The organism is Gaetbulibacter saemankumensis DSM 17032, assembly GCF_000425645.1.
GTDB lineage: Bacteria > Bacteroidota > Bacteroidia > Flavobacteriales > Flavobacteriaceae > Gaetbulibacter > Gaetbulibacter saemankumensis.
The window spans coordinates 296,040-319,695 of sequence record NZ_KE384430.1 but is presented as its reverse complement, the minus strand read 5'-3'; the positions used below and the strand labels follow the sequence as shown (position 1 = coordinate 319,695).

Genomic DNA, 23,656 nt, shown 5'->3' with positions numbered 1-23,656 from the left:
CTCTCTCAATTAAATGAAAGGTCAGTCCCTCCTGTTTGCCTTTATATTGCTCGTCGTGTCATTTGGATATGCTCAAAACTCCACTTTCGATATTAATATTCCTGGAAAAGATAGAGCTGAAAAGTGCAGCGAATGCTTAAAGGTTTTTAAACAAAAGCCGAAGGAAGTCAAGTTTTCTATAAAGCGAACTCAGAATAAACTCTACTTCGAAATTAATGATACATCCTGGTTTAACCTGTTATTTGATAAACCTGGCGATGGCATCGCAGTCGATGTGGTGACTAAAGATCGCTACGATTGTAATCTGAAATCAATTGAAAACGTACAAATAAAAGGTACTCTTCTAAAACCTGTGTATTCAAAGGCTTTAAAAAAGGGTCTTACTGATGTTGGCAATAATATTTTTACTGTAGAAGTAGGGACGATTCCAGATGTGCTATTGAATTCAGAATTGGAATTTAATATTCTTTTTTTAAGTGATAAAAATCTTTGTCAGTATTATGTGATCTATGATCTAGATGCTTACGATTGGGATTTACTAGATATGGGAGTTTATCTGGATTCTATATACTATAACACTAAGCAAATTAAAGCCTTAGGAGAACAAAGTTATATTACCAGAAGTAAAAGTTTAAAGTTTCAAATACCCTTTAAAAAAAATAAATCGAATTATTCACAGACCGATATAAAACCAATTTACGATTCACTTCGTTTAACAGATTTCAATATAAAGACTATAAATATTAAAGGTTATTCTTCAATCGAGGGTATTGAAAGTCGAAATCTAGAACTTCAGGATTTAAGAGCAAAAAGCATTGTGGCTGCCCTTCAAGCATTTCAAAAACCAACTATTAAAACTACCGTGTCGTCATCTGAAAACTGGGTGGAATTTTTTAATGATATAAAAGGAACTAAGTATGAGTTTCTGGCACCCTTAAGTAAAGTTGAAATAAAGGACAAAATAGCCGGTGCCTTATCCAGAGAGATGGAACCTATTTTTAAAAACCATAGAAAAGCAGTTATTGAGCTGGAGTTAGAAAAAAAGGACAAATACAGTACTGATTCAGAAGAGGAGTTATTAGCCAAGTTTAATGCAAGTGTTGCAAAAGAAAACCTGGTGGAAGCTAATGATATTCAAAACTCCATTTTTGAAAGGTTTTATATTTCTGAAGGGTTTCCTGAATATTCGCAAAAAATGTCACTTCCAAAACAAGGAAAGTACGTCAATATGTTAAATAAAAATTCTGTTTATAAATTCATGTTGGATTTCAGGCAAGCGGTTATTGTATACCATGAATTATTAGAGCTCGAAAAAATTGCACCCAACAACCCTGCTATTAATTATAATATCGTTGCCATTAAATTAAATTTATGGCGTTATAATGCTGTTGAAGTTACAGAGAATATGCTTGTCAATGAGATAAAAGCATTAAGAAATTATGGTATCGATTCGGATTTGATTTCACGAATGCTTGTAAATTATCACATTATTAAAGCTGAAAATTTAATGAAGACAAGAGATTATACCGATAAGGATAAATCTGTGGCATTTGTGAGAAATAATTATCATAAATTTAAATTATCGGATTTTGATTATTTAAGTTTAGCTCAGTTTTTTAGTTATTATGGAACCGTGGCTATGGCCGCAGAATCTTTGGAAGAAAAGGCAAGAAGTATCGATATAAACGAAAATTTATTGTTCTATTATCTTAACCTTACCTTAATAAACAAGGAGTTAACGAATGATGATGATTATAGAACCATCATGTTTAATGCTATTAACATAAACAAACAGCGTTTTTGCCAGTTGTTTAACTCTAATGAAGACGGTGGTATTACTTTTCAGTTGTTAGATGATAAGTATTTAAGAAAAACCTATTGCGAGAGTTGTGCCCATTAGAATTTGTAAATCTTTTTCGGAGTCACGCAATAATCTAACGGTATGTCGTTTTCGTAGGCATCCGAAATTACGGTTTCAGCTTCAAAAAACGATAGTCCAATTTTAAGAACGTGTGGTTTACATTTTGAAAGAAAACGATCGTAGAATCCTTTGCCGTAGCCAACACGTTGGCCTGTTTCATCGAAAGCTAACAAAGGAATGAAGACGACATCGATTTTATGGTCTGCTATTTCAATACCATCTACAGGTTCGGGTATATTGTAACTATTTTTCTTGATTACCGTATTGTCGGTAAGTAAAAAATGGTCCATCCCACCAGTTTTAAAATCACTTTTCGAAATTAAAATGTTTTTATCCTTGCCGGAAAGAATATTTAAAATGTAATCGGTATTTATTTCTTTTTGCTCTTCAATGGTTAAGAATATATGGTAGAAATTGTAGGTCCAAATAGGTAATTTTAATAGCTGATTAGCAATGTCAATACTAAGCTCATCAGTTTGTTCTATACTTAAAGGGTTACGAAGATGTTTGTATTTTTTTCGTAATTCTGATTTTAGCATAAATGGAAATTTATCGTTTTAATTTTTTTGAAATATGAAATAAAGCATCACCCTGATAGACAATGGGAGATTCGTTCACGTTAATTATGTAGCCAGAATGCGGAGCTTTTACAGGATGATTAAACTTTCCATAGGGATCCGTGATATTGCCTAAAATATCTCCTTTTTTAACAAGACTACCTATAGCAATGGAAGCACGGAACATACCCGAATAATTAGCACGAATCCACCGGCTTTCATTTATAAAAACGGTATCATTTTTAGGTTTTCTGGCTTTTAATTTCGTGTTAAGCATACCTAAATGCTGTAAGAGACGTTTTGAGCCATTTACGCCTGATGCCGTAACAGACTCATCGATATGATAGGATTTTCCACCTTCAAAAAGAAGCATGGGTTTCCCCATCTTGTAGCAGGAATTTCTAAAGGATTTATTCAGGTTTTTAGAATATAAAACAAACGGGGCGCCAAAAACTTTGGCAAGTTCATTAAGGTCTTTATTCTCTTTAGAAATGCGAATTTGAGGCGCATTAAAACGTCCGGCACCACCGGTATGAAAATCGATAATGTAATCGACATGCGGAATAATTTCTGCAATGAGTTTATAGGCCACTCGACTGGCTAGCGAACCGTCTGCAGTACCCGGAAAGACACGATTTAAATCACGTCCATCGGGGAATTCTCGCTTTAAATTGATGAAGCCAAAAATATTAATAACCGGCATGCAAATAATGGTGCCTATTTTGGGTTTATTAATTCCTTTAGAGATGAGCTGTCTAACAATTTCTACCCCATTTACTTCATCACCGTGTATGCCGGCAGTAAACAATACAATAGGGCCTGGTTTTTTAGCTCTTTCTATAATAACAGGGACATTAACATTAGAAGAGGTATGTAGGTTGGCTACATCAAAATTTACTTCCTTACTTTCGCTAGGGTAAACCTTCGTATCTAATATATGTAATATGTTATTTGGAGGTAGTGGCATTTATTTTCTATGGCGATTTCTTTCTATATACGTAATAATACTTTTAGCAATATTACGCCCGGTGGCAGCTTCAATGCCTTCAAGTCCGGGTGTAGAGTTTACCTCTAATAGTAATGGGCCGCGTTCGGATTGTAGCATATCAACACCACAAACAGGCAGTTTTAAAACTTTAGATGCATTGTTAGCTAATTGTAATTCCTCTTTGCTTAATTTTATTATGTTGGCGGAGCCACCACGATGTAAATTAGAACGGAATTCACCTTCTTTGCCTTGACGCTTCATGGCACCAACAACTTGTCCATCAACAATTAAAGCACGTAAATCGGCGCCTTTAGCTTCTTTAATAAATTCCTGAACAATTACTCGGGCTTCCAGTCCATTAAAGGCTTCTAGTACCGATTCTGCAGCATTTTTTGTTTCAGCTAAAACAACTCCAAGTCCTTGAGTCCCCTCCAGTAATTTAATAATCACTGGTACGCCACCAACATGCTCTATGACCTCTTCAACATCACGAGAATAATTTGTAAAAACCGTTTTAGGCATACCAATACCAGCCTTGCTTAAGCGTTGTAAACTGCGAAGTTTATCACGTGAACGCTGAATGGCATCTGAAGTTGCTATGGTAAAAACATTCATCATTTCAAACTGGCGCACAACGGCACAGCCATAAAATGTAATCGACGCCCCTATTCTTGGAATTACGGCATCGACATAGTCTAAATAGCGGTCTTTATAATAAATTGTAGGTTTTTCCTTTTCAATGATAATATCACATTTTAAAGGATCGATAATTTCCATTTTATGTCCTCGACGTTCACCCTCTTCAACAAGTCTGTCGGTTGAGTATAAATTAGGGTTTCTGGATAAAATGACTATGTTCATATGGGTTTGTAATTATAGGAAGCATTTTCTATGTCTACATCGACTAAAAATTTACGTTTTAGAAACTGTCTTCCAATTAACACGGGAAACTTCATGTCGTCTCGTGTGCTTAAAGTTAGATTAATCTTATAAGTTTTACCAAAAAAAATGACTTCAGATTTAACTTTGTAGCGATTTTCTTTGAATCCGTTACTGCTACGAACATTGGTTCTTGAGAATTCGTTAAACACAATTTCGGTTTTACCAAAGTTATTATGAACATCACTATTGAAAACACAGCGCAATTTGTCTTGTTCTACAATAATTTCAGAGCAATGAATAGCCGAGGTGTAAGCTCCTGTGTCAATTTTAACATCGATGTTGAAGAGTCCTAACTTAGGAAAATCAACGCGATCTTTTCTTCCAAGAATTTTTTTACTCATAACAATTTATAAAAGTGGCGCAAGGTAGCAAATTAGTTAATTCTAAAACTAATACAATATAAAAGATTAAATAATTTAATTAAAGGTAATAAAAGTTAAAAACCTTAAAATAATTACCTTTGAAATAATGGATAAACCTACCCTAGAAATACAGTTGAAAACCTTGCCAAATCAGCCTGGAGTGTATCAGTATTATGATGCCAGTGGCACAATAATTTATGTAGGAAAGGCAAAGAATTTAAAAAAGCGGGTGTCCTCGTATTTTACAAAAACACACGAACAAGGGAAAACTCGTGTTTTGGTAAAAAAAATAGCTGATATTAAGCATATTGTTGTAGATAGCGAAACAGATGCTTTGTTATTGGAAAATAATCTGATTAAAAAATACCAGCCTCGCTACAATGTGTTGCTTAAGGATGATAAATCTTATCCTTGGATATGTATAAAAAAGGAACGTTTCCCACGTGTGTTTTCTACCCGGCGTGTCATTAAGGATGGGAGTGATTATTTTGGACCGTACACCAGTGTTAAGACGGTGCATACTTTGCTTGATTTAATTAAAGGCTTATATTCCTTACGTACCTGTAATTATGATTTGTCTGAAGACAAAGTTAATTCCGGAAAATATAAAGTGTGTTTAGAGTATCACTTAGGAAATTGTAAAGGCCCCTGTGAAGGATATGAAACAGAGGAAGAATATCAAACGAATATTCAGGATATAAAGGAAATTCTGAAAGGAAATTTTAAAGATTCTTTATCGCAGTTTCGAAACCAAATGAAGCAATTAGCGGTCGAAATGCGTTTTGAAGAGGCCCAAAAAGTTAAGGAGAAGATAGAAATATTAGAGAATTATCAGGCTAAATCTACAATTGTTAATCCTAAGATAAGTAATGTTGATGTTTTTTCAATTGTAAGTGACGAAAGTTATGGATACATCAATTTTTTACAAATATCTTACGGCTCTATTATTAGGTCGCATACATTGGAAATAAAGAAAAAATTAGATGAAACGGATTTAGAGTTATTAGAGTTGGCTATAACGGAAATTCGACAACGATTTCATTCAAAATCCAGAGAAATTTATGTACCTTTTAAAGTAGATATAGGAGAAGATATAAAAGTGACTGTGCCACAGCTAGGCGATAAAAAACACATTTTAGATCTGTCTGTTAGAAATGCTAAATATTATCGTATGGAGCGTTTCAAGCAAATAAAAATTACTGATCCGGATAGGCATGCCAATCGTATTATGGCGCAAATGAAAGTTGATTTGCGATTACATGAAGAACCGAGGCATATTGAATGTTTTGATAATTCTAATATTCAAGGAACCAATCCTGTAGCAGCCTGTGTAGTTTTTAAAAATGGAAAACCTAGTAAAAAGGATTACCGTCATTTTAATATAAAGACTGTTGAAGGACCAGATGATTTTGCTTCCATGGAGGAGGTGGTATACCGAAGGTATAAGCGCTTGTTAGAAGAAAATCAACCTCTACCACAATTAATAATTATTGATGGCGGTAAAGGACAGTTGTCATCGGCTTTAAAAAGTTTAGATGCCTTAAATCTAAGAGGAAAAATTGCAATTATCGGAATAGCAAAACGTTTGGAAGAATTATTTTACCCGAATGATCCAATTCCCTTATATTTAGATAAGAAAAGTGAAACTTTAAAAGTAATTCAGTTTTTAAGAAATGAGGCGCATCGTTTCGGTATTGAGCATCACAGAAACAAACGTAGCAAAAATGCTATAAATACGGAATTAGAAACGATTCCTGGTATTGGCGAGAAAACTATTGTTGAATTATTAAAAAAGTTTAAGTCCGCTAAACGTGTTGCAAATGCAAAATTAGATGAATTAGAAGATGTTGTAGGAGCTTCAAGAGCTTCAAAAATTTATAATTATTATCATGAAAAGTAAAACGCCTACTAAAGCAAAATAACCCTATGAAGTATGCAGTCTTTATCTTAATGGTGTTTACTGTTTGGGAAGGGTTCTCCCAAGAGACTTCACATGAAGATATAAAAGTGGGCTTGGTGTTAAGTGGTGGAGGGGCTAAAGGTTTAGCTCATATTGGTGTTTTAGAGGTAATTGATAGTCTGGGGGTAAATATAGATTATATTGCTGGAACCAGTATGGGGGCTATTGTTGGTGGGTTGTATGCTTCAGGGTATTCAGGGAAGCAATTAGATTCTATTTTTAGATCTATAGATTTCGAAACCTTAATAAGTGATGATTTACCAAGATCTTCAAAAGCTTTTTTTGAGCGTAATAATTCCGAGAAATATGCTGTTTCATTACCGTTTGAAAATTTCAAAATAAAGTTGCCATCTGCTATATCCAGAGGGCAAAATATGTATGATTTGTTTTCAGAATTAACTTTGCATACCAGTGGTATTCGTGATTTTAGTCAGTTATCCATTCCGTTCTTTTGTGTTGCTACTAATGTAGAAACAGGGGAGCCTGTGTTTTTAAAAGAAGGTAGTTTGGCCAGGTCCATTTTAGCGAGTGGTTCGTTTCCTTCTTTATTTCAGCCAGTTAATATTAATGATCAGGTGTTAATTGATGGAGGTGTGGTAAATAATTACCCAATTGACGAGTTAAGAGCCAAGGGGATGGACATTATAATTGGGGTAGATGTTCAGGATGGGCTTGCAAGTCGCGAGGAATTATCATCGGCAATCGATGTTTTGGTTCAAATTAATAATTATCGAACAATAAACGACATGAAGCTAAAGGCCGATAAGACTGATATCTATTTAAAACCAGATATAAAGGAATATGGCGTGATATCATTTGATGCAGGAGCTCAGATTATAGAAAATGGGAAGCAATCGGCAATTAATAAAATTCAAGATTTAAAGCATCTTTTAGTAGTTGATGGCGTTCATTTTAGAGAAAAGTTGAAAATAGAAAAGCAAGATTCTATTACTATAAATGAGATTCAGGTAAAAGGCTTAAAAAATTACACCAGAGCTTATGTGTTGGGTAAGTTAAAGTTAAAAACGAATGAAAGAATTAGTTATAAAAGTTTTGTTGATGGAATTAACAACCTGATTGCGACAAATAATTTTGATGCTTTTCAGTACGAATTGCATGAATCAGAGGATCAAAAGGGCTATAATTTGTTATCTAAAGTGGAGGAGACCAAGGCTAATACTTTTTTAAAGTTGGGCGTGCATTATGATAAGCTATATAAGTCGGCGGTGCTATTAAATTTAACAAAAAAGAGATTGTTATTCAATAATGACGTGGCATCATTAGATTTGATTTTAGGAGATAATGTGCGTTATAATTTCGAGTATTTTATAGATAAAGGATTTTATTGGAGTATTGGGGTTAAATCGAGGTATCAGCAATTCGATAAAAATATTAATGCAAGTATGCTTTTATCTGAAGACGAGCTAAATACAAGAGGAATCAATAAATTAGATGTCGAATTGGGAGACCTAACAAATCAGTTTTACTTACAGACTCTTTTTAGAAAAGACGTTGCTATAAGTGCAGGTATTGAGCACAAACGATTAAAAGTTACCTCGGAAACTTTTGTTGATACTTCAGAAGATTTCGAAACGGTTTTTGATAACACCAATTATTTAAGTCTGTTCGGACAATTAAAAATAGATACCTACGATAATAAATATTTTCCAACTAAAGGAGGCTTTTTTAAGGGTGATTTGCATAATTATTTTTATGCATCACATTTCAATGCTGGTTTTAATAACTTTACTCTGGCAAAGGCTAATATGGGGTATGCTTTTACGCCATTTCGTAATATGTCTTTCATTATCCAGTCCAGTGGAGGTTTTAAAGTTGGTGATAAATCAACCAAAACTTTAGATTTTGCACTAGGTGGATACGGTAATAATCTTATAAATAATTTTGTGCCATTTTTGGGCTATGATTTTATATCTCTTACAGGAAATAGTTATGTTCAGGGGTCTTTAACTGTGAATTATGAATTTTTAAAAAAACACTATATTTCGTTAATAGGTAATTGGTCTAATATTGAAGATGATATTTTCGATTCAGGGGAGTGGTTCACTGCCCCCGATTATAGTGGTTATTCCTTGGGGTATGGTTTCGATACATTTTTAGGGCCTATTGAAATTAAATACACCTATTCTCCTGAATTGCATGATAGTATCTGGTTTTTTAATGTAGGCTATTGGTTTTAGCAGGTTAATGCTAATTGTTAAAAGCTTTTTTAATTATTGAAATTTTTGCGATATTTGTTCAGATATGAAACTTTTTTGGCAGGACCTTTTACTATTACTTCATTTTCTTATCAAGAGAAATCCTGAATAAGTTTTCTTTATTGTATCTTTATATGTAGTTCATTTTTAAGATGTTCACCTTAAAAATGATTAGATTTTATTAAATTTTAAATTTAAAGTTATGCCTTTTTATCATAAATTAGGAAGCATTCCGCATAAACGTCACATACAGTTTAAAAAAGCTGATGGTAGTTTGTATTACGAGCAGTTATTTGGAACTATTGGATTTGATGGTATGTCCACAAACAGTTATCACGAGCAGCGTCCTACACAAGTAAAAGAAATTAAAAAACAATATAGCGTAGCGCCTAAAATAAGTAAAGCTAATAATATTCAATCGTATCGATTCAAAGGGTTTCAGGTGGCACCGGAGACCGATTATTTAGAAAGTAGAAAAACAGTTCTTGTTAATTCTGATTGTGCTATTATTTTGGCTGCACCAATGCAAAAATCACAGGATTATTTTTATAAGAATACCGATGCCGATGAGCTAATTTTTATTCATAAAGGTTCTGGTAAGCTTAGAACCCATTTGGGAAATCTTGATTTTAAATACGGCGATTATTTGTTAATCCCGCGTGGAATTATTTATAAAATCGATTTCGATTCCGAAGATAATCGCCTCTTTATTGTAGAGTCACGCCGGCCAATATATACTCCCAAAAGATATAGAAACTGGTTCGGACAGTTGTTGGAACATTCACCATTTTGCGAACGTGACATTCGTCGTCCGGAAGAATTAGAAACATATAATGAATCAGGTGATTTCACAATAAAAGTTAAAAAACAAGATGATATTATTGAAATGGTCTATGCCTCACATCCTTTCGATGTGGTGGGGTACGACGGTTATAACTATCCCTATGCTTTTTCAATTCATGATTTCGAACCTATAACTGGTCGTGTTCATCAACCACCCCCAGTGCATCAAACTTTCGAGACCGATGCCTTTGTAGTGTGTAGTTTTGTGCCGCGCTTGTATGATTATCATCCCCAGGCGATTCCGGCACCATACAATCACAGTAACATTGATAGTGATGAGGTGTTGTATTATGTCGATGGCGATTTTATGAGTCGTAATGATATCGAAGCCGGGCATATTTCGTTACATCCTGCTGGTATTCCGCATGGTCCACATCCTGGAGCAACAGAGCGTAGTATTGGTAAAACAGAAACGGAAGAACTTGCCGTCATGGTCGATACGTTTAAACCGCTAATGGTGACTGAAGAGGCTTTAAAAATTGCCGATGAGGATTATTACAAATCTTGGTTAGAGTAATTTTTTAAGAAATTGAAACAGGCTTTTGACGATTTCTTTTTAAAAAAAGGATATCGTTGCTATCATGGCTATAAATATTAATACCTAGTAAACTAAAAGATAAAAACTAAAAGCAATGAGTAAAGAAATTAAATCTGTAAACTACGGATTAGAAAAAATATTTGAAGGTGCACAAGATTTTTTGCCCCTTCTAGGGACCGATTATGTAGAATTTTATGTGGGTAATGCTAAGCAAGCTGCACATTTTTATAAAACAGCCTTTGGTTTTCAGTCGTACGCCTATAAAGGTCTGGAAACAGGATCAAAAGATAGTGTGAGTTATGTGTTATTACAAGATAAAATCCGCTTGGTGTTAACCACACCATTACATAGTAAGTCACCAATTAACGAGCATATCGTTAAGCATGGCGATGGTGTAAAAGTTGTGGCGCTTTGGGTTGAAGATGCGAGAAAAGCCTATGAAGAAACCACGAGCCGTGGTGCAAAATCTTATATGGAACCGGTGGTAGAAACCGATGAGCATGGTGAAGTTGTAAGGGCAGGAATTTATACTTACGGTGAAACAGTTCACATGTTTGTAGAACGTAAAAATTATAACGGATCCTTTTTGCCAGGATTTAGAGCTTGGGAGTCCGATTATAATCCAACTCCGGTAGGATTAAAATATATTGATCATATGGTAGGTAATGTTGGTTGGGGGCAAATGAATACCTGGGTAAAATGGTATGAAGATGTTATGGGTTTTGAGAACTTTTTGTCTTTTGATGATAAACAAATTCATACAGAGTACTCGGCGCTCATGAGTAAAGTGATGAGCAATGGTAACGGTCGAATTAAATTCCCAATAAACGAACCAGCGAAAGGAAAGAAGCGTTCGCAAATTGAGGAGTATTTAGATTTTTATGAAGGTGCCGGTGTACAGCATATTGCAGTTGCAACTGATGATATTATTGAAACCGTAAGTCAATTAAAGGCGCGAGGGGTTGAATTTTTATCGACACCACCTGAGGCTTATTATAAGGCCGTGCCGGAACGTTTGCAGGCGCATGATCATGAATTACGTGAGGATATCGAAACTTTGAAGTCGCTTGGAATTATGATTGATGCTGATGAGGAAGGCTATTTATTACAAATTTTCACCAAACCAGTAGAGGACAGGCCAACATTATTCTTTGAGATTATTCAACGTATGGGGGCGCGCGGATTTGGAGCCGGTAATTTTAAAGCCCTTTTCGAATCTATAGAACGTGAGCAAGCCAATCGTGGAACCTTATAAGTAATTAAAACATAACTAAATTATAAAGCGTCATCAATGTTTTGATGGCGTTTTTTGTGTAACAAATTATTGTTAAGCTCGTCATGTTACAACTAAGAGTCTAAGTTATTTTTATATTTTTGGAATAGTAATTGTAAATAGCTTTATTGTACAATGAGTGTAAAAAATTAAAGTTACTTTACTATTACCCAAAATCACATGAAAAAGATAATTGTTATAATCCTTACTTTGTGCCTGTTTAATGTTGTTTCTTCACAGCAGGAATCGGCATTTAAAGATGGTGAATGGTTTCAATTTAGAATGAGTTACAGTGGTTTTTTAAAGGCCGGAAATGCCACACTGAAAGTTAAAGAAACCAATCTTGAAGGGCGTGAGGTATATCATGTGATGGGAAAAGGTTGGACAACGGGTATGATTAAGTGGTTCTTTAAAGTGAAAGATCGTTATGAAAGCTATTTCGACAGAGAAACTTACCAACCGTACAAGTTTATTAGAAATATTGATGAAGGCGGATATACCAAAGATTTAGAAATTCATTTCGACCATGATAAAAATTTAGCTCGAGTAACAGATAAAAAGCACAATACTGTAAAGGAATTTTCTACGCCGGATAATATACAGGATATGGTATCGACTTATTATTATTTGCGAAGTAAGATAGATATTAATAGTTTAAATAAAGGTGATGAAATTAGAACCGATATGTTTTTCGATGAAGAAAATTATGGTTTTAAATTGAGGTATCTGGGTGAAGAGATTATTGAAACCGATTTTGGTAAAATACAAACATTAAAATTCAGACCTTATGTTATGGCGGGTCGTGTATTTAAAGAGGAAGAAAGTTTGACGCTTTGGGTGTCAAAAGACAAAAATAAAGTACCTTTGCGAATTAAGGCAGATTTGGCGGTTGGATCATTAAGAGCAGATTTAGAGGCTTTTAAAGGATTGAAGTATCCGTTTAAAATTTTTGTAGAGCGTAGATAATTAGTAAGAGATCTTGAAAGACGATATAACAAAAGCATTACAAGAAAAATACGAAGCATTAGGTCAGGATTTAGAAGATCATCTGGAAGGCTTATTGCATAGTAAGCCATTAAATTATTGGGATTATATTCAAACAGATGCCTTATTAAATCTTCAAACAACACGTAGTAGTTATCCGGATGAGATGGTATTTATTATGTATCATCAGGTAAATGAACTTCTTTTTAAAATGGTATTGGTTGAGATTGATCAACTGGCCAAAAGTAGACAAGTTAATGCCAGTATTTTTGCAGATAAATTACATCGTATAAGTAGGTATTTTGATATTTTGACCTCTTCATTTAGTATTATGAAAGATGGTATGAGTGTCGAGCAATATAATAAGTTCAGAAAAACTTTAACACCTGCTAGCGGATTTCAAAGTGCACAGTATCGTAAAATCGAGTTTGCCTCAACCGAGTTAATAAACTTAATTGATAAACGCTTTAGAGATACCATCGACAGAAATTCCTCTTACGAAAATGCCTTCGAACATTTATATTGGCAAGCCGCCGGTAAGGACTATAAAACGGGAAAAAAAAGTTATACTTTAAAGGTTTTTGAAGAAAAATATAAAGACGAATTTATTAGATTTACCAAATTTTATTATGGTAATAATTTATACTCTAAATATAAGGGGCTTCCAAAGGAAGCTCGAGAGGATAAAAATCTAATAAAAGCCATGCGCCACTATGATTATACGGTGAATATTAAATGGGTTATGGCGCATTATAATACAGCAAATCATTATTTAAATATAGGTGGGGAAACCGCCGAAGCAACAGGAGGAAGTGAATGGGTAAAGTACATGCATCCAAAATATCAAAAGAGAATATTTTTTCCAGAATTATGGACAAAACAAGAAAAAGACAATTGGGGAGTAGATATTTAATTGCAGCACTGGGCTTAACGTTTTTAGCATGTAAAAATGAAGTTAAGCCAGTTGAAGTTGAGCACGAATTAGCAATCGTAAAAGAAGAACCAAAGGAAATTCATGAGTTTGGTTTCAATTTAAACGACTATGTCGTTAAACGGGATACAATAAGAAAAGGAGATAGTTTTGGGCAAATCTTAGAACGAAATAAAGTAGGCTATCCTAAAATTTTTCACATTGCAGAAAAAACTAAGGATACATTCGATATTACGAAACTTCAGATAGGTAAGCCATATACTCTTTTATGTGGAAAAGATTCATTAGAATTACCAAAATGTTTTATTTATCAGCCATCTTTGGAAGAATATGTGGTTATTAAATTTCACGATTCTATTCACGCGTATACTAGTAGAAAACCTATTAAGTATGTCGAAAAAACGGCTACTGGGGTTATAAATAGTAGTATTTCTGAAACATTAGAGGAAGCTGGATTAAGTCAGGTGCTTGCTAATAAAATGGCCGATGATATTTATGCATGGACTATAGATTTTAGAAGGCTACAGCCAGGTGATCGATTTAAGGTTATTTATACGGATAAGTATATCGATGATAGTGTTTATGTAGGAGTTCATAATGTGAAAGCGGCTTATTTTGAGCATAACAATGAACCTTTTTATGCTTTTAGATTTCAAACCGATAGTGTAAAAGGTATAGTTGATTATTTTAACGAAGAAGCTAAAAATTTACGACGTGCGTTTTTAAAGGCGCCAGTTAAATTTAGTCGTATATCCTCCCGATATAATTTAAAACGTCGTATAGCGGTTTACGGTTATAAAGTGCGTCCGCACAAAGGAACCGATTTCGCAGCTCCTATTGGCACGCCTATTATGGCAACGGCTAATGGAACTGTTACGAAATCAAGTTACACAGGTGGAAATGGAAATTATGTAAAGTTAAGACATAATGCTACCTATGAAACACAGTATTTACATATGAAAAAGCGCAATGTAAAAGTAGGGCAGTTTGTAAAGCAAGGCGATGTGATTGGCTGGGTTGGTATGACTGGAAATACGGGAGGTCCGCATGTGTGCTACCGCTTTTGGGTAAACGGCCGACAAGTAGATCCTTTCAAGCAAAAATTACCCGAAGCTAAGCCTATTTCAGACAGTTTAAAAGTGAAATATCTAGAGTTTATAAAACCTGTTAAATATCAATTAGATAATATTTATTTTAAACCAGATATTAAGAAAGAAGAAAACACACAACAACCAACAATAACACAATCAAATTCATAACATGGCATTACCAAGCATCAACCCGACAACAACAGCCTCTTGGAAAAAGCTTCAGGAGCATTACCATAAAATATGTGGGACCCATATGAAAGATTTGTTTTCTGAAGATGCAAATCGAGCAAATAAATTCACTATTAAATGGGATGATTTTTATGTAGACTATTCTAAAAATAGAATCACTGAAGAAACCATCGGTTTATTACTTGAATTAGCCGATGAGGTAAAACTTAAAGAGGCCATTAAGAGTCAATTTTCAGGTGAAATTATAAATCAAACAGAAGGTCGTGCTGTTTTACATACAGCTTTACGTGCTTCTAAAGAGGCTAATTTTAAGGTGAATGGAGAAAACGTAATGCCTGAAATATATGCGGTAAAAAATAAAATTGAAACCTTTACAAACGAAGTTGTATCTGGAGAAAGAAAAGGGTTTACAGGGAAATCTTTTACCCACGTGGTAAATATAGGTATTGGTGGATCGGATCTTGGACCAGCAATGGTGGTTGATTCATTACAATATTACAAGAACCATTTAACAACGCACTTTGTGAGTAATGTGGATGGAGACCATGTAAATGAAGTTATTAAAAAATTAGATCCGGAAACCACCCTATTTGTTATAGTTTCTAAAACATTTACCACGCAGGAAACTTTATCAAATGCGAATACTATAAAAGACTGGTTTTTAAAATCTGCCGATGCGGGTGCCATAGCGAAACATTTTGTTGCAGTATCAACAAATATTCAGAATGTAAAAGCCTTTGGTATCGATGAAAATAATATTTTCCCCATGTGGGACTGGGTTGGTGGCCGATTCTCATTATGGAGTGCGGTTGGTTTATCTATTAGTTTAGCCGTAGGTTATGACAATTTTGATAGTTTGCTTCAAGGAGCTCATAAAATGGATGAGCATTTTAAAAATGAAGCTTTCGAAAGCAATATTCCTGTGGTATTAGCTTTATTAAGTGTTTGGTATAACAATTTCTTTAATGCAGAAAGCGAAGCTATTATTCCTTATTCGCAATACTTAAATCAGTTTGCAACTTATTTGCAACAGGGTATTATGGAAAGTAATGGTAAAAGTATCGATAGAAATGGCAATCAAATAGATTATCAGTCAGGAACAATTATTTGGGGAGAACCAGGTACTAATGCGCAGCATGCGTTCTTTCAATTAATTCATCAGGGAACTAAATTAATTCCTGCCGATTTTATTGGTTTTGCTCAGTCGTTGCACGGTAATCAAGATCATCAGGATAAATTAACATCCAACTTTTTAGCACAAACAGAGGCCTTGCTTAACGGTAAAACTGAAACAGAAGTAAAAGCCGAAGGGGCAAGTGCCAATTTGGTACCATTTAAGGTGTTTGAAGGTAATAAACCTACTAATACATTATTTATTAACAAATTATCTCCGGAAAGTTTAGGCAAATTAATAGCCATGTACGAGCATAAAATCTTTGTTCAGGGTGTTATTTGGAATATATTTAGTTATGATCAGTTTGGGGTAGAATTAGGTAAGCAATTGGCTAACAAGATTTTGCAAGAATTTAATAATACTGCGGCAAACAGCCATGATTCATCTACAACAAATTTGTTAGAGCATTATAAGAGTTTTAGATAGATTCTTTCTTCTAAAACAATTTAAAAAGGGAAAAGTATAGCGTTACTTTTCCCTTTTTTGTTTATGTGTATTTATTGTTTTCTTAATAAAAAATTAATGTTATTGTGTTATTTATCAGTATTTTAGATACGACTAATTCAATTAATTAATCTTATGAAAAAAATTACGCAATTTTTCTTGGTTGCTGTGGTAATGCTATTTGCTACAGCAAGTATGGCACAAAGTACGATTAAGGGTACTATTATTGATGCCGAAATTAAGGCGCCTTTACCTGGGGCGAATATTATTGTAAAGGGGACAACAAATGGGGTGTCTTCCGATTTCGATGGAAATTTTATTATAGAATCGGATAAAACTTCCGGTCAGATTGTTATTTCTTATGTGGGTTATGAAACAGTTACACTAACGTTTAGCGGAACTACAGATTTAGGGAAAATAAATCTGTCTACTGATAATACTTTAGAAGAGATTGTCATTACGGGGAGTGGCGTAATCGATTTAGCTGAAGATAGAAAAACGCCCATCGCGGTTTCTACAATTAAAGCAAATGAAATTAGAGAAAAAGCCGGTAACTGGGATTTACCTGAAATATTAAAATCTACCCCCTCAGTTCAAAATATAAAAGGAGGAGGATTTGGTGATGGTCAAATGTTCTTACGTGGATTTGATCAAACAAATACAGCTTTTATGTTGAATGGGCAGCCAATAAATAGTCCTGAGGATGGGCGTATGTTTTGGTCTAACTGGTCTGGAGTTTTAGATGTAGCCAACGCGGTACAGGTACAGAGAGGGTTGGGGTCTTCTAAGCTAGCTATATCTTCAGTTGGTGGAACGGTTAATATTGTTACCAAAACGGTAGATCGTAAACAAGGAGGCTTCGTGCAACAAATGATTGGTAATGACAACTACATAAAATCTACGGCTTATTACTCTACAGGTTTAATGGAAAATGGTTGGGCCTTTTCCGGTATGTTAGGACATTGGCAAGGTGATGGTTATGTAGACTATACCGACGGTCAGGGTCAAACTTATTTTTTATCTTTTGGATATAAGCCAAATGAGAATCATTTATTAAACTTTTTAATAACAGGAGCTCCGCAATGGCATGCGGCCGCCGGTAGTGGAAGTATACAGGAATTTTTAGACAATGGAAGACGCTACAATTCATGGAATTTTGCAAATGTAGATAGTCCAAATCTGCTTCATGGTGGTCGGTACCCTGGAGGTAGAAATGTATATCATAAGCCTGTAGCAAATTTAAGCTGGGATTTTAATATTAACGAAAATTCATCACTTTCCACTATACTTTATGGCTCTGTGGGTCGAGGTACGTTTGCTCAAGCGAGGACCTCAGGTAGTAATGTAACCTATGCTCGTGGTTCAAATAATAATCATAACTGGTATGGTCTTGTAACTAATTATGAAAATCAAATTAGTGAACATTTTAATTTTAATCTGGGAGCAGATATTCGTCTATATAATGGAATTCATTTTAGAAGTGTAAATGAATTTATAACAGTAGATGCTGTAAATGCATTTAGTAATTATAACGGTGGTGCCTATCAGTTAACAAATGCTTTTGGGGGCATAAACCCATGGAATGTTACCTTTAATACTAATGATGATCATGGTGAAAGATTCGGATATGATTATGAAGAAGATATCAATTACTATGGTGTGTTTGGTCAGTTAGAATATGAAAATAATAATTTTACAGCGTTTTTTCAAGGATCGGTTTCATCGCAATCACATGTTCGGACAGAATATTTAAATGCTCAGAATGAAGGTGTTTCCGAAGAGTCAGAAAAAGTTAATAATCCAGGATTTAATGTAAAGGCCGGTGGGGCTTATACGATAAGTGAATTACATAAGGTCTTTGTTAATTTAGGATATTATTCGCGCCAACCTTTTCACAGTGATTTATTTATTAGTGATAGAAATGGTAATGAATTGATTGAGCCTGCGGTAGAAAATCAAAAAATTACAGGTATAGAAGCGGGTTATCAATTAGGAGGTACAGCTGTTTCTGCCAATTTAAACGTTTATTATACCATTTGGGATAATAGAACCTTGTTAGATACCAATGGTGAGGACCAAGGAGATCCGGCATTTAGATTATTTCAAACGCAAGGGGTAAAGCAAATTCATTCAGGTGTTGAATTGGAAATTTTTACCCGCCCTAGTGACAATCTTAAATTAAATGGGTTTTTATCTATCGGAGATTGGAAATTTGATGGCGTAGGTATTCAAAGAACGTTTGATGAAGCCGGGAATATTACCGATCCGGAAACAGAAGTTAATTTAGACGGTGTTGAAGTAGGTGGTGCAGCACAATTTACGGCCGGACTATTTGCAGATTATATGTTCTTGCCACGTTTTAGTGTTGATGGTACGTGGAATATTTATAATAATTTATATTCTCAAGGACAAACAACGGTTGAAAGCCCACCGATTAAATTACCAAATTACAACACCATGGATATTGGGTTGTCGTACAAAATGTTATTAGGAGAAAATCGTCAAAATTCATTACAGTTTAGAGTTAACATTAATAATTTGTTTGATGAAGTTTACTTGGAATCTGTAAGTGGTAATACACCACTGTCTTCTAACCCTACCGAAAACTGGAAAGGTGTAAATACCTCCAATACGGGTAGATTTGGATATGGAAGAACATGGAATGCTAGTTTAAGATATAGTTTTTAGAATAATTATATACTATTTTAACCCGCTTCTTAAGAAGCGGGTTTTTTATGCTTTTAATTATTACATTTGTTTTTTAATTCTAAAATTAATTTTCATGTATAGTATTATAAAAAATTTACATTCTTATTGGGCGTATTTAGTCCTTTTGGTATTACTAGTAGCTTCAATAAATGCTCTTATTAAAGTATTTGGAGGTAAAGAATATGAGGCTAAAGATTTTAGAATTTCATTATTCACCTTGATTGTTTCTCATATTCAGTTACTTATAGGTCTGGTGCTGTATTTTGTAACACCACGGTTTGAATTATGGGGCGAATTAGGGTCTGAAGTTATGAAAAATAGTATGGCTCGATTATATTTAGTAGAACATCCATTAGTTAATATTATTGGTGTAGCTTTAATTACAATCGGATACTCAAAACATAAAAAGAAGCTAACATCGGCAGCTAAATTAAAACCTATTGCGATTTTATATACAATTGCACTAGTATTATTCTTGTCAAGAATTCCTTGGAGTACATGGATAGGATAGAACAGTAAATAAAAAAAGCGACTTTTAAGTCGCTTTTTTTATTTACTGAGGACAGTGTTATTTGTTGGTTTCACGAATTACATAAACATATACTGGAAAGTGGTCGCTGTATCCATTAGTAAAGCTGCCATTAGAAAAACTTCGCATAGGGTAACCTTTGTATCGTCCTTTACTGCTTATTAAATAGTTTTTGTTGTAAATGCCCGCTTTGTAATAACGGAATGAAGAATAATCTTTATCTAATAGGGGTTGGGTTATTAAAATTTGGTCAAACAAACTCCAGGCATCTCGGTAAGCTGTTGTTCCAAGGCCATTATTAAAAAAGTTTTCATAGGGATTGTAAATTCCTTTAAGCTTTACTTTTTTTCTATTTTTTTCTGCTTTTAAAATATCTTTTACACTTTTATTCGTAGGGTCGTCGTTTAAATCGCCCATGATAAATACTTTGGCATAAGGGTTGTGAGCTTGGACAGAATCTACCAGGTGTTTTGTTAGTTTAGCCGCGGCAACACGTTTAGGTCTGCTTTTTGCTTCGCCGCCGCTTCTTGAAGGCCAATGATTTACTATGAGGTGTATAGGGTCGCCTTCCAACTCACCAGATACTAATAATTGATCCCTTGTGTAAACACGTTTTTTAGGATTATCATCGTAAATTTTTAATTCGTGACTGCTTGTAGTTACCGGGTTAAATAGTTTTTTTTGATATAATAAAGCAACATCAATACCTCTGGCATCGGGTGAAGAATAATGAATAATGCCATAATCTTTGTTCCTTAATAACGAATCGTTTACTAAATCTTCAACAACTTCTCGGTTTTCAACTTCAGAAATTCCTATAATGGCCGGGCTATTGTGGGCTGTTTCGTAACCAATGTCGGCAATAACTTTAGCCATGTTTTTTACTTTTTGTTTATAGACATTAGAGCGGTTGGTTTTTAATTCCATTATCGGACTGGCCTCGTCAAATTTATTCGGGTCGTTTATAGTGTCAAACAAGTTTTCTAAGTTGTAAAAAGCAATGGTATGTACCTTGAATGTTTTTTTTTCTTGACAAAGTCCCTTGTTTTGAAAACTTAAAAAGGTAATGATTAAAAAGAACAGTTTAATTAGCTTCATTATTGAAATATTATGGTTATAAAAACTGAATATTATTCATCAAAAATAAATATTTGTGAGAAAATATGTAACTTAGTGTGGTAAATTTAATATACAACAAATATTTTAAAGATCAATTAACCTTAAATTAAAGTATGGATAAAAAGTTACTCTTTTCTTTATTTGGAACGCTTTTATTTTTTTCATCTTATGCGCAACAAACACTTATAAAGGGAAGTGTTAAAGATGCCGTTTCATTTAAGCCTATTCCCGAGGTAACTATTTTAATTGAAAACACAGAGCATACCGCCCTGACCGATGCGAATGGAGCATTTGTGTTTGCTGTTAATGTGCCTTTGGGTGAGCAGATTTTAAAGATTTCAAAAGGAGGATACATTAGTAAGCGCTATCCTATTGTTGTGAATGAATCTCGTACGGTTGACATTAGTGATATGACTCTGGAATACGATGCAACGAGTTCTCAGGATTTGTTTACAATCACTTTAACCGACGATGAGTTGAACGATGATACTAGTGGTGCGGATAACATTTCGGGTTTACTCATGTCGTCGTTAGATGTTTTTCAGCGTACAGCAGCTTTCGAGTTTAGCGCTTCATTTTTTAGAATGCGAGGATTAGATACAGAAAATAGTTCGGTATTGATTAGCGGAATTGAAATGAATAAAATGTATAACGGGCGACCGCAATGGAGTAATTGGGGAGGTTTAAACGATATGGGAAGAAATCAGGAATTAACCGTGGGTTTAACACCTTCGGCTTATAATTTCGGAGGTGTTTTAGGAACTTCCAATATCAACACACGGGCTTCCAGTTATCGAGAAGGCGGGCAGCTCACCTATTCGTTTTCAAACCGAAGTTACACCAATCGAGCCATGGCAAGCTATGCCACCGGCCTTTTAAAGGGCGGCTGGTCTATGGCATTTATGATTTCAAGACGTTGGGGAAACGAGGGGTATCAAGATGCCACGCTATATGATTCTAATTCATTTTTTGTTTCTATTGAAAAACAATTTGGTGATAAGCATAGTATAAATTTTACATCTATTTACGCGCCTAACAAACGAGGTAAGTCCTCCCCTAATACTCAGGAAGTTTACAATTTAAAAGGCATTAAATATAATGAATACTGGGGGTGGCAAAATGGACATAAACGCAATTCCAGAGTTAAAGAGGTTGAAGAGCCTATTTTTATGTTAAATCACTATTGGGACATTTCAAGCAAAACGACTTTAAATACCAATGTCGGTTATCAGTTTGGAAAAATAGGTAATAGTCGTATTGATTTTGGAGGAACCCGTTTAAATGATGATGGTTTACCAATTGGAGGAGGTTCTAATCCTAGTCCCGCTTATTACCAGAAGTTACCGAGCTACTGGTTAACACTTGAAGCAGGTCCAGATTACGAAAAGGCGTATTTAAGCCTAGAGCAATTTGTAAATGATGGTCAGGTAGATTGGGAAAGTATGTATCTAACGAATCTGGAGAATATTGGGAATTATTCAACCTATGCCCTATATGAAGATAGGAATGATGATAATCAATTTACAGTCAACACTATTTTAAATTCGCAGTTAACAGATAATATCTTATTAAATGCTTCTGTAAATTATAAAAACTTGGTGTCCAACAATTTTGCGGAAATTATTGATTTGCTGGGAGGTAACGGGTTTTTAAATGTTGATTCTTTTGGCGGGTTTCAATACGATTTAAATAATCCAAATCGAATTGCAGGAGAGGGTGATACATTCCGGTATAATTATAAGTTATTCGCCGATGTAATTTCTGGGTATGCTCAAGCACAATTCAAATACAATAAAATAGATTTTTATTTATCGGGAAGCATTTCACAAACTAATTATCAACGTGAAGGGCTGTACGATAATGAAGCCAATACAGGGAATTCATTTGGTAAAAGTGACAAGGTCAATTTTACTGGCTTTGGTGGTAAAGGAGGCTTCACTTATAAAATATCGGGAAAACATTTAATTGATGTCAATGCTGGGTATATAACAAGAGCTCCCAATTTAAGGAATACCTTTTCTAATGCCCGTGTAAATAATAATATTGTACCCGATATCGTTGAAGAAAAAATTACTGCAGTAGATGCAAGTTATATATACCGATCACCCATACTAAAAGCTAAACTTACCGGGTTTTATGTGAAAACAGAAGATGCTAATGACATCTCGTTTTATTATGCCGATGGTGTTATAGGGTTCGAAGATGATGCCGAATTTGTAAATGAAGTACTTCAGGATATCGATAAACAGCATATTGGGGCCGAAATTGGTATCGATGCTCAGGTAACCCCAACTATAAAGTTAAAGGGGGCGGCTTCAATAGGGCAATACACTTATGCCAATAATCCTAATTTAAAATTAACGGCCGATGCTGTATCAGCATCAATAGGTAAAGCAAATTTAAAAGATTATAAAATTGCGAATGGTCCACAAAAAGCTTATTCGGTAGGTTTTGAGTATCGCGATCCTGATTACTGGTGGTTTGGAGCAACGGCTAATTTCTTTGCTGATACTTATGTGGATGTTAGCCCATTAACAAGAACTTCAAATTTCTATACAGATCCAGTAGACGGTTTACCATTTAATGATTATGATGAAGATTTAGCCAGAGACCTTTTAAGACAAGAACGGTTCGATAATTATATGGTTGTAAATTTAATTGGTGGTAAATCCTGGAAACTGGACGATTATTACATTGGTTTTTTTGCAAGTATCGGTAACGTATTGGATAAAGAATACAAAACGGGCGGATTCGAACAAGGTAGAAATGCTAATTTCCGTCAGTTAAGAGATGATGCTAGTAATGACACTCCAGTATTCGGGTCCAAATACTGGTATGGTCGTGGTGCAAACTATTTTTTAAATCTGTATTTCAGATTTTAACCCA

The 23,656-nt window shown here is 34.5% G+C and carries 17 protein-coding genes; 12 read left to right on the top strand and 5 right to left on the bottom strand.

The genetic code is table 11. From position 1 onward, the window contains the following. Nucleotides 1-13 precede the first annotated feature (13 nt). Nucleotides 14-1,900, top strand: coding sequence for an OmpA family protein (locus H611_RS0108060; protein WP_027137880.1), 1,887 nt, complete (start codon nt 14-16; stop codon nt 1,898-1,900). Here H611_RS0108060 and H611_RS0108055 read toward each other — a convergent pair. From H611_RS0108055 to H611_RS0108040, 4 genes are read right to left on the bottom strand one after another with little or no spacing between them, the layout of a single operon-like run. Beyond that, nucleotides 1,897-2,460: a 5-formyltetrahydrofolate cyclo-ligase gene (locus tag H611_RS0108055; RefSeq protein WP_027137879.1), complete on the bottom strand. Its 564-nt coding sequence runs from the start codon at nt 2,458-2,460 to the stop codon at nt 1,897-1,899. The genes H611_RS0108060 and H611_RS0108055 overlap by 4 nt on opposite strands. A 10-nt stretch (nt 2,461-2,470) precedes the next feature. Beyond that, complete coding sequence (locus H611_RS0108050; RefSeq protein WP_027137878.1) at nt 2,471-3,445, bottom strand: succinylglutamate desuccinylase/aspartoacylase family protein; 975 nt, start codon at nt 3,443-3,445, stop codon at nt 2,471-2,473. After that, the gene (rimK, locus tag H611_RS0108045; protein ID WP_027137877.1) at nt 3,446-4,327 is read right to left on the bottom strand and encodes a 30S ribosomal protein S6--L-glutamate ligase; all 882 of its coding nucleotides are present in this window, start codon (nt 4,325-4,327) and stop codon (nt 3,446-3,448) included. It lies immediately after the preceding gene. After that, on the bottom strand, nt 4,324-4,749 hold the full coding sequence (locus tag H611_RS0108040; protein ID WP_027137876.1) for an ATP-dependent zinc protease family protein: 426 nt from the start codon (nt 4,747-4,749) through the stop codon (nt 4,324-4,326). The genes rimK and H611_RS0108040 overlap by 4 nt, the downstream gene beginning before the upstream one ends. Nucleotides 4,750-4,876: 127 nt before the next feature. Here H611_RS0108040 and uvrC point away from each other — a divergent pair, with 127 nt between their 5' ends. The 10 genes from uvrC (at nt 4,877) to H611_RS0107990 (ending at nt 19,633) form a co-directional block, all read left to right on the top strand. Next, a complete protein-coding gene (uvrC, locus tag H611_RS0108035; RefSeq protein WP_027137875.1) occupies nt 4,877-6,670 on the top strand; it encodes an excinuclease ABC subunit UvrC in 1,794 nt (597 codons plus the stop codon). 26 nt (nt 6,671-6,696) lie between these two features. Beyond that, nucleotides 6,697-8,928: a patatin-like phospholipase family protein gene (locus tag H611_RS0108030; RefSeq protein ID WP_051238765.1), complete on the top strand. Its 2,232-nt coding sequence runs from the start codon at nt 6,697-6,699 to the stop codon at nt 8,926-8,928. Between the two features lie 220 nt (nt 8,929-9,148). Next, nucleotides 9,149-10,306 carry a homogentisate 1,2-dioxygenase gene (locus tag H611_RS0108025; protein ID WP_027137873.1) on the top strand — a complete coding sequence of 386 codons (1,158 nt, stop codon included), beginning with the start codon at nt 9,149-9,151 and terminating at the stop codon, nt 10,304-10,306. A gap of 115 nt (nt 10,307-10,421) precedes the next feature. After that, nucleotides 10,422-11,582, top strand: coding sequence for a 4-hydroxyphenylpyruvate dioxygenase (gene hppD / locus H611_RS0108020; RefSeq protein ID WP_027137872.1), 1,161 nt, complete (start codon nt 10,422-10,424; stop codon nt 11,580-11,582). Nucleotides 11,583-11,780: 198 nt separating this feature from the next. Then, nucleotides 11,781-12,566 carry a DUF3108 domain-containing protein gene (locus H611_RS0108015; protein WP_027137871.1) on the top strand — a complete coding sequence of 262 codons (786 nt, stop codon included), beginning with the start codon at nt 11,781-11,783 and terminating at the stop codon, nt 12,564-12,566. A 13-nt stretch (nt 12,567-12,579) separates the two neighbouring features. Next, entirely contained in the window at nt 12,580-13,497 is a 918-nt protein-coding gene (locus H611_RS0108010) for a tryptophan 2,3-dioxygenase family protein (RefSeq protein ID WP_027137870.1), read from the top strand. Continuing rightward, on the top strand, nt 13,455-14,774 hold the full coding sequence (locus H611_RS0108005; RefSeq protein WP_035483674.1) for a peptidoglycan DD-metalloendopeptidase family protein: 1,320 nt from the start codon (nt 13,455-13,457) through the stop codon (nt 14,772-14,774). The genes H611_RS0108010 and H611_RS0108005 overlap by 43 nt, the downstream gene beginning before the upstream one ends. 1 nt (nt 14,775) lies before the next feature. After that, nucleotides 14,776-16,395 (top strand): glucose-6-phosphate isomerase, encoded by a 1,620-nt coding sequence (gene pgi / locus H611_RS0108000; RefSeq protein WP_027137868.1) that lies wholly within the window; start codon nt 14,776-14,778, stop codon nt 16,393-16,395. Nucleotides 16,396-16,548: 153 nt separating this feature from the next. Continuing rightward, nucleotides 16,549-19,101 (top strand): TonB-dependent receptor, encoded by a 2,553-nt coding sequence (locus tag H611_RS0107995; RefSeq protein WP_027137867.1) that lies wholly within the window; start codon nt 16,549-16,551, stop codon nt 19,099-19,101. A 94-nt stretch (nt 19,102-19,195) separates the two neighbouring features. Then, entirely contained in the window at nt 19,196-19,633 is a 438-nt protein-coding gene (locus H611_RS0107990; protein WP_027137866.1) for a hypothetical protein, read from the top strand. Between the two features lie 57 nt (nt 19,634-19,690). Here H611_RS0107990 and H611_RS0107985 read toward each other — a convergent pair whose 3' ends face one another. Then, entirely contained in the window at nt 19,691-20,749 is a 1,059-nt protein-coding gene (locus H611_RS0107985; protein ID WP_027137865.1) for an endonuclease/exonuclease/phosphatase family protein, read from the bottom strand. Nucleotides 20,750-20,883: 134 nt separating this feature from the next. Here H611_RS0107985 and H611_RS0107980 point away from each other — a divergent pair, with 134 nt between their 5' ends. Then, nucleotides 20,884-23,652 carry a TonB-dependent receptor gene (locus H611_RS0107980; RefSeq protein ID WP_027137864.1) on the top strand — a complete coding sequence of 923 codons (2,769 nt, stop codon included), beginning with the start codon at nt 20,884-20,886 and terminating at the stop codon, nt 23,650-23,652. Nucleotides 23,653-23,656: the final 4 nt, after the last annotated feature.